The organism is Sphingomonas sp., from assembly GCF_048594985.1.
Lineage (GTDB): Bacteria > Pseudomonadota > Alphaproteobacteria > Sphingomonadales > Sphingomonadaceae > Sphingomonas_I.
Genome location: NZ_JBMDXG010000294.1, coordinates 1 through 8983, shown reverse-complemented (window position 1 = coordinate 8983; position 8983 = coordinate 1). Strand labels below are relative to the sequence as shown.

General features: G+C 68.6%; 6 protein-coding genes. 4 read left to right on the top strand and 2 right to left on the bottom strand.

Annotation, left to right across the window (positions count from 1 at the left end; genetic code table 11):
• The 4 genes from ACOJSF_RS12040 to nagE all read left to right on the top strand — a co-directional run.
• Positions 1-1189: TonB-dependent receptor domain-containing protein (locus ACOJSF_RS12040; RefSeq protein WP_420142440.1), on the top strand; the 1189-nt coding region annotated here is incomplete at its 5' end.
• Between the two features lie 135 nt (positions 1190-1324).
• A complete protein-coding gene (locus tag ACOJSF_RS12035; RefSeq protein ID WP_420142439.1) occupies positions 1325-3487 on the top strand; it encodes a beta-N-acetylhexosaminidase in 2163 nt (720 codons plus the stop codon).
• Entirely contained in the window at positions 3484-5919 is a 2436-nt protein-coding gene (gene ptsP / locus ACOJSF_RS12030) for a phosphoenolpyruvate--protein phosphotransferase (protein WP_420142438.1), read from the top strand. Before ACOJSF_RS12035 ends, ptsP begins: the two co-directional genes overlap by 4 nt.
• Positions 5916-7601 carry an N-acetylglucosamine-specific PTS transporter subunit IIBC gene (nagE, locus tag ACOJSF_RS12025; RefSeq protein ID WP_420142437.1) on the top strand — a complete coding sequence of 562 codons (1686 nt, stop codon included), beginning with the start codon at positions 5916-5918 and terminating at the stop codon, positions 7599-7601. Before ptsP ends, nagE begins: the two co-directional genes overlap by 4 nt.
• 15 nt (positions 7602-7616) lie before the next feature.
• Here nagE and ACOJSF_RS12020 read toward each other — a convergent pair whose 3' ends face one another.
• On the bottom strand, positions 7617-7940 hold the full coding sequence (locus tag ACOJSF_RS12020; protein ID WP_420142436.1) for a reverse transcriptase-like protein: 324 nt from the start codon (positions 7938-7940) through the stop codon (positions 7617-7619).
• Between the two features lie 41 nt (positions 7941-7981).
• Positions 7982-8983: NAD(P)/FAD-dependent oxidoreductase (locus ACOJSF_RS12015; RefSeq protein ID WP_420142435.1), on the bottom strand; the 1002-nt coding region annotated here is incomplete at its 5' end.

Below are 8983 nucleotides of genomic sequence, written 5' to 3'. Positions count from 1 at the left end.
CGGCGGAACCACGCCGGGCAACTTCCTCGAAAATATCGCGCGACCCGGAACGCTCACCAGCTACTTCAACGTCGACGCGAACCGACTGGAAGAAATCATCCGCTCGCTTCCCGCTACCGCACTCCAGCGCATCATAAACCCGCCCGAAAACTTCTCGATCAACGAGAAGACCTATGGTGGCTATGCGATGGCGAAGGTCGGCGATGCGGGCGATACGCTGCGCGGCAATTTCGGCGTGCGCGTGATCCGGACGGAGCAAACCTCCGCCGGCAACCAGCTCGGTGTTCCTGCCGGCACGCCGGGCGCGATCGAGGACAATGCGTTCGGCATCTATTTGCCCATCGAGGTGAAGCACACCTACACCGACATCCTGCCCAGCGCGAACTTCTCGCTCGACGTGGCGCCACAGGTGACGGTGCGCCTCGGCCTGGGCCGCTCGGTCGCGCGTCCGGATTATACCGACATCGTCCCGCGCGTCAGCCTCAACCCCGGCGCGCTGTCGGGAGACGGCGGCGATCCGAGCGTGAAGCCCTATCGGTCGAACAATGCCGACCTGAGCATCGAATGGTATCCCGATCGCGAAACGATCGTGGCGGCGGCCTTCTATTACAAGGATATCCGCTCCTACATCGTCAATCGCACCGTGCAGGAGACCTTCCCGGTTCAGACGTCGACACCGAACCTGGCCCGCTGCACCCTCATCGATGCCGGCAACCAACTCTATAATTGCCTGTTCGACATCAACCGGCGGTCGAACGGGTCGGGCGGCGAGAATAAGGGCATCGAGCTGCAGGTGTCGCGCCGGTTGTTCGGCGGGTTCGGCGTGATCGCCAACTACACCTATTCGGACGCCTCGTCCGACGCGGGCGACCCGATCCCGGGCAATTCGAAGCACGCCGCCAACCTGACCGGCTTCTTCGAAAACGACATGCTGTCGGCGCGGCTGTCGTACAATTACAGGTCGAAATTCTTCATCAACATCGATCGCGCGGCGCAGCTTAATCAGGCGGCCACCGATACGCTCGACGCATCGGTCAGCTTCAAGCTCACGCCGCAGGTCGCGCTGACGGCGGACGCGGTCAACCTGACCAATACCAAGATCAAGCAATATTCGGGAACAGAGACCGCCTTCCGCGCCAAATATGAAAATGGTCGCATCTTCTACGCCGGCGTGCGGGTGAACTTCTGACCCCCTGGGCGCCGGGTCACGATCCGGCGCCCTTCTTTTTGCGCACGAAGCGTCTACCATGATCTCGGGACATATGCGGTGATCGGACGAGGCCTGACTGTCATGCTGTGGGCGACCGCCGCCGCGGCCTCACCGATGCCAAGCCTCCTGCCGGCGCCAGCCAGCGTCGTGACGCGGCAGGGTGGCTTCACGTTCGATGCCCATGTGGCGATCCTGCCGCCCGCGAACGATACTGGCGCGGCCAATGCGGCGAGGCGGCTGACCGCCTTGCTGCGGAGCCAGGCGCTGACCCTCGCCCGGAGAACGGCGAAGGGCGCCGCCGTCATTCGGTTCGTCAGGGCTTCTGGCATGCCCCCGGAATCCTATCGCCTCGTCACCGACGCGAGCGGCGCCACGATCACCGCCTCGGACGATGCCGGGCTGCTCTACGGTGCCGTGACCCTGTGGCAGCTGGCGACGCAGGACGCCGCGCACCACGTGCCTGCCGTGACGATCGAGGACGGCCCCCGCTTCGCCTGGCGCGGGCTGATGCTCGACAGCGCGCGCCACTTCCAATCGCCGGACTATATCCGCCGTCTGATCGACTGGATGGCGGTCAACAAGCTCAATCGGCTCCACTGGCATCTGGTCGACGATCAGGGCTGGCGCATCCCGATCCGCAAATATCCGAAACTGGTGCAGGTCTCGTCTCGCCGCCGCCCGGCGCACGCGCCCGGCGCCCCCGAACTGCCAACCGTCAGCGGCTCCTACACCCATGCGCAGATCCGCGAGATCGTCGCCTTCGCGCAGGAACGCGGCATCACGATCATCCCCGAGATCGAGATGCCGGGGCACGCCGTGGCCGCGATCCGTGCCTATCCGCAATTCGGGGTCGGCGTGCCGCTGCCCGATCGCGTCTGGTCCGATTGGGGCGTCTTCCCGTGGCTCTACAATGTGGAGGAGCCGACCTTCCGCTTTCTGGAGGATGTGCTCGACGAGGTCATGGCGCTGTTCCCATCACCGTGGATCCACCTCGGCGGGGACGAAGCGACCAAGGATCAGTGGAAGGCCAGCCCCGCCGTTCAGGCGCGCATGAAGGCTCTCGGCCTCAAGGACGAGGAGGCCTTGCAGGGCTGGTTCATGGCGCGGATGGGGCGATATCTTGCCGCCCATGGCCGCCAGATGATCGGCTGGGACGAGATCCTGGCCGGCGGGGTGCCGGCCGATGCCACGATCATGTCGTGGCGCGGCATCGACGGCGCGATCACCGCCGCGCGGGCCGGACACGACACGATTCTCAGCCCTTCGCCGATCCTCTATTTCGACAACCGCCAGGGTACGGGTCCGGAGGAGCCGCCGGGCCGCGGCAACCTGATCACCATCGGCGACGTGCTCGCCTTCGATCCCGTGCCGGACGCGATCGCGCCCGAACACCGCCATCACGTGATCGGCGTGCAGGCGAACCTGTGGACCGAGCATGTCCGGACTGAGGATCGCGCGGCGTGGATGCAGTTTCCGCGCGCGCTTGCGGTCGCCGAACTCGGCTGGGCGAGGGAGAAGCCCAATCTCGCCTCCTTCGTCCCGCAGGTGGTGGCGCAGCTCGATCGCATGGTCCCGCTCGGGCTGAAGCCCGCCGACAGCCTTTTCGCGGTCACCGCCCGGATCGAGGGCGGACAGTTGCGCCTGTCCAACCAGTCCGGCCTGCCGATCCGATACACGCGGGACGGATCGCCCCCCTCGGCAAGCGCGGCGCTGTACACCGGTCCGTTGCCAACCGGCGGGTCGATGCGTCTGCGCGCGGCGAGCCTGCTGGGCGAGCGCGTCCTTCCCGGCGCGCTCGATCGCATGATCGATAGTCGCGCCGCACGGCTGCGGACCAGCCGCGAGCTCGAGGCCTGCCAACAGGGCGCGCTCCTCGATCTGGAGGATGATTATCCCGCAAAGGGCCCGCGTGCGCATTTCCTGGTCGATATCACGCGGCCCTGTTCGATCTGGCGCGCCGCGCCGGCGCGCGGGGCGACGTCGATTGCGCTCAGCGTCGGGCAGGTGCCGTTCAATTTCCAGATAGGCGCCGATCGCGACGCGATCCGCTTCCGCCCGCCCGCCACCCCCGCCGGCGAGTTCGAGGTGCGGCGCGGCTCGTGCGATGGGCCGGTGGTGGCGACGCTGCCGCTCGCCCCGGCGGCGGCAAATCCCGGCGTGACGCGCCTGATCGCGCCGCTGGCACCAGGCGATGATGGCGATCTCTGCTTCACCTATACGGCGCGCGGACCCGACCCGCTGTGGGCGATCGATACGGTCGAGCTGATCGCCCCATGAGCGAAATCGTGCTGCACGCGCCCTTCGCGGGCTGGCTGGCGCCGCTCGACGCGGTGCCCGATCCGGTCTTCGCCGAACGGATGATGGGCGACGGTGTCGCGATCGATCCGATCGAGGGCGTGTTGCGCGCACCGGCGGATGGCCAGATCGTGTCGGTGCCCGCCAGCGCGCACGCGGTGACGATGCGGCTCGACAATGGCGTCGAGCTGCTCATCCACATCGGGCTGGAGACTGTCGCGCTGGCCGGTGAGGGCTTCATCGCGCGCGTGGCGGGCGGCGCGCGTGTCCGAGCGGGCGACGCGCTGATCGACTTCGATCTCGACCGCGTCGGTCGTGGCGCCAAGGACCTCATCACGCCCATCGTCATCGCCAGTGAAGGCGCACGCCTGTCCATCGATGCAATCGACCGGGTCGTGCGGGCAGGTGAACCGATCGCACGGGTCGCGGGAGCGCGGGCGGAGACCGTCGTGTCCATGTCGGCAGAGGTCGCAACCCGCATTCTTGAGGTGGTGGGGGTAAACGGGATCCACGCGCGTCCCGCCGCGCGGATCGGCGCTCTGCTCAAGGCTTACACCGCGCAGGTGATGCTCCACCACGGGGCGCGGTCCGCCGACGCGCGCAGTACGGTGGCGTTGCTCGCGCTCGGCGCACGGCAGGGCGATTGCCTTCGGGCCGAGGCGCGCGGGCCCGATGCAGAGGCGGTGTTGGAAGCGCTTGCGGCTTTCGCCCGCGACCGGTTCGGCGACGATGCGGCTGACGCGGTGGCCACGACCCCTACGTCAACGGCGCCGGGCGGCGTCTGCGCTTCGCCCGGGCTGGCGGTCGGGCAGGTGCTGCAATTCCGTCCCGCGATCCGCGACGTGCCACGCGATGGTGAGGGCATTGCGCAGGAACGCGCCGCCCTCGCCGACGCGATCGGCGTGGCGGCATCCAGTCTCGGGCGGGGCGATATTGCCGACGCGCATCGCGCTTTGCTCGATGATCCGGCGCTCGACCAAGCGGCGCAGCGCGCGATTGCCGATGGTCGCAGCGCCGCTTTCGCCTGGCGCAGCGCGGTGGAGGCGGCCGCGCAGGAGATCGAACGCACCGGCGACGCGATGCTGATCGAACGGGTCGCCGACCTGCGCGACATCGAGCAGCAGGTGATCGCCGTCTTGCTCGGCGAGGGCCCCGCCGCTGCACCGAAGCTCACCCCGGGCACGATCCTGATCGCGCATGATCTGCTGCCGTCGCAATTTCAGGCGCTCGATCGCACGCGGCTGTCGGGCATCTGCACCGCCGCTGGCGGCCCCACGGCGCATGTCGCGATCCTGGCCGCCTCGGCGGGCGTACCGATGGTGGTCGCGGCGGGCGCCGCCGTCCTGGGCATTCCCGACGGGCGCACCGTGGTCCTGGATGCCGATGCGGGAACGGTCGACGACGATCCCGGCGTCGGCAGCCTCGCCCAGGCTGAGAGCCGGATCGCCGACCGCCGCACAGCCCGCGCGGCCGCCATCGCCAGCGCGCATGAGGAATGCCGCATGGCCGATGGCACGCGGATCGAGGTCTTCGCCAATCTCGGCTCCGTCGACGACGCCTCCGTCGCGATCGGTGCCGGGGCGGAAGGCTGCGGCCTGCTGCGCACCGAATTCCTGTTTCTGGACCGCGAGACCGCGCCGGACGAGGAGGAGCAGACGGCGCTCTATCGCCAGATTGCGACCACGCTCGGCAGCCGTCCGCTGATCGTCCGGACGCTCGACATCGGCGGCGACAAGCCCGTCCCCTATCTGCCGCAACAGCGCGAGGACAATCCGGCGCTGGGACAGCGCGGCATCCGGCTCGGGCTTGCCCGCCCGGACCTGCTGATGACGCAGTTGCGGGCGATCCTGCGCGGGGTGCCCGGCGACCAATGCCGGATCATGCTGCCGATGATCGTCGACGCGAACGAGGTCGCGCAGGTCCGCGCGCTGCTGCGCGAAGCGATGGCGCAGACGGGCCGCGCCGATCCGGTCCAGCTTGGCGTGATGATCGAGACCCCGGCGGCGGCGATGCTCGCCGATCAGATCGCCGTCGAGGCCGACTTCCTTTCGATCGGCACCAACGACCTCACCCAATATACGCTCGCCTGCGACCGCACGAATGCCGCGGTTTCGGCCAAGGTCGATGCGCTGCATCCCGCCGTGCTGCGCCTGATCGGACAGGCGGCGCGCGGCGGGGCCGCGCACGGGCGCTGGACGGGCGTGTGCGGCGGGCTCGCCTCGGATCCGCTTGCCGCGTCTTTGCTGGTCGGCCTCGGCGTGACCGAGCTGTCGGCAACCCCCGCGATCATCCCGACCCTGAAGGCGGCCGTGCGCGGGCTGACCATGGACCGATGCCGCGAAGTGGCCGAGCGCGCCTGCGCGGCCCATTCGCCCGAGGCGGTACGCGCGATCCTGACGGAGGACAGGCCATGACGCGCTGGATCTCCACCACGGTCGAGCGCCTTCAGCCGCTGGGCCGCGCGCTGATGCTGCCGATCGCGGTGCTGCCGATCGCCGCGCTCCTGCTGCGTCTGGGCCAGCCCGACATGCTCGACATCGCGTTCGTCGCGGCGGCGGGCGATGCGATCTTTTCGAATCTCGGCCTGTTGTTCGCGATCGGCGTCGCGATCGGGCTCGCGCGGGAGAATCACGGCGCGGCGGGGCTCGCCGGCGTGGTCTGCTATCTCGTCGCGACCGAGGGCGCGAAGCCCCTGCTCTCCCTTCCGCCGCAGCTCGCCGCCGACCAGGCCGCGGCCGCCGCATGGCAGGCCAAGGAGATCGCCAAGCTCAGCGTCCCGGCCGGGATCCTTTCCGGCCTCGTCTCCGGCTGGCTCTACAACCGCTTCTCGACAATCGCGCTGCCCGCTTATCTGGGCTTCTTTGCCGGGCGCCGCTTCGTGCCGATCGTGGCTGGGCTGTCGGGCTGCGGCTTTGCCCTGCTGTTCGGCGCGGGCTCTCCGTGGTTCGAGGTCGCGATCGACAGTGTCAGCCGCTGGGTGGTCGCGTCGGGGCCGGTCGGCCTGTTCGTCTACGGCCTGCTCAACCGGCTGCTGCTGGTCACCGGCCTGCACCACATCATCAACAACATCGCATGGTTCGTGATCGGCGACTTCCACGGCGCGACCGGCGACATCAAGCGCTTCTTCGCGGGCGATCCCACCGCCGGCGGCTTCATGGCAGGCTTCTTTCCGGTGATGATGTTCGGGCTGCCCGCCGCCTGCCTTGCGATGTATCGCACGGCCTTGCCCGAACGGAAGAAGGCGGTCGGCGGCCTGCTGCTCAGCCTCGCGCTGACGTCGTTCCTTACCGGCGTGACCGAGCCGATCGAGTTCAGTTTCCTCTTCCTCGCTCCGCTGCTGTTCCTGGTGCACGCCATCCTCACCGGCCTGGCGATGACCTTGATGGCGCTGCTGGGCGTGAAGCTGGGTTTCGGCTTCTCGGCCGGCCTGTTCGATTACGTGCTTAACTACGGGCTGGCGACGCGGCCGCTCCTCCTGCTCCCGATCGGACTGATCTATTTCGAGCTCTATTACGTCACGTTCGTGTGGTGCATTCGCCGCTTCGACCTGAAGACTCCCGGCCGGGAGTCGTCGGACGCGTCGGTGCAGCAGGATGCGGCCACGCCTTTGCCAAAGGCGGCGACCTATCTGCGCGCGCTCGGCGGAAAGGCGAACCTCGTCACGATCGACGCCTGCACCACCCGCCTGCGCCTGACCGTCCGCGATCCCGCCGCCGTCGACGATGCCGCATTACGCGGCGCCGGCGCGCGCGGCGTGATCCGGCTCGGCTCCGGCGGGATCCAGGTGGTGGTCGGCCCGGAAGCCGATCAATTGGCGCAGGAGTTGAGAGGACTCGACACCGTGCCGGTCGGCCCGGAACCGGCCGCGTCTGCGTGGTCGGCGCTCCTGCAGGCAGCCGAGGTCCGTGAGGTTTCGCATCGCGGCCGCCGCCTCATCCTTGCCTGCGCCGCACCCGACCGGGTCGATATGTCGGGCCTGACTGCCCTTGGTGTGCGCACGAGCGCACGCACCGCCCAGAGCCTTCACCTGATCCTGTCGCAGGATGCGGGTCCGGTGGCCCGCCAATTGGAAGCCATGCTGGCGGCCATCGCCTGAGCAGCGGAGCCGGCGCTACCGCGAATGCAGCCTGGCGAGCGCGATCCCGGCCAGATTGTGCGAACGCTTGATGTGCCGCACACGAGGAAGGCTGACGGAGGAGGCCAGGGCGCGGAACCGTTCGTGGTGTCTCACGGAAGCGCCGCGGCATTTCACGACGCCATTGGCCTTCGCAACCACGTCCGCCGAGTCACCGATCAGGACGAAGTCGGAAAGGCCGAGCGCCTTCGCGACCTCCAACGCGTGAATGAGCGCCAGCCACTCGGCATCGGTGCTGGTGCCGGAGCCCAGGTCACGCAGAATGACCGTCCGTCCCCTGGCGACGACCGCGATCTCCATCGTCGCGGGATTGCCGCGACAACCGCCGTCGAAGAAGACCTTCACGCAGGCGGGCACAGGCTCATCGCCACGGCTTCGGCGACCTTGATGCCGTCCACCGCTGCCGAGAGGATGCCGCCGGCATAGCCCGCCCCCTCCCCGGCCGGGAACAGGCCCGCCGTGTTGAGGCTCTGGAAATCCGCGCCGCGCGTGAAGCGGACGGGCGAGGAGGTGCGCGTCTCCACGCCCGTCATCACCACGTCCGCATGATCGTAACCCGGAATCTGGCGACCGAACACCGGCAGCGCCTCGCGCATCGCGGCGACGGCGAAGTCCGGCAGGCATTCGGCCAGGTCGGTGGGCTGCACGCCCGGCCGATAGGAAGGAATGACCGAGCCGAGCGACGTGGATGGCCGGCCGGCGAGGAAGTCGCCGAGCCGTTGCGCCGGCGCCTTGTAGCTCGATCCTCCCGCGACGAACGCCTTGGCTTCCCAATGGCGCTGCAGGGCCAGCCCGGCGAGGGGGCCGCCGGGAAAGTCGCGCGCGGGATCGATCGCGACGACGAAGCCGGAGTTCGCGTTGCGCTCGTTGCGGCCATATTGGCTCATGCCGTTGGTTGCGACGCCGCCTTCCTCCGATGTCGCCGCGACGACCGTGCCGCCCGGGCACATGCAGAAGCTGTAGACGGTGCGCCCGTTCGAGCAGTGGTGCGAGATGTGATATTCGGCCGCCCCCAGGATCGGGTGGCCGGCGTTCGGGCCGAATCGCGCCCGGTCGATCCAGGTCTGCGGATGCTCGATGCGCACGCCGAGCGAGAAGGGCTTGGGCTCGACCTGGACGCCTGCCTCATGGAGCATGTGGAAGGTATCGCGCGCGCTGTGGCCGATCGCGAGCACGACGCGCTCTGCTTCAAGATAATCTCCGGTGTGCAGGTGAAGCCCACGAAGGCGGCGCGCGCCGCTCCCGTCGGTCTGGACGTCGATCCCGTCGACGCGGGTGCCGAACCTATATTCTCCGCCCAGTTCCTCGATCGTGGCACGCATGCTCTCCACCATCGTCACCAG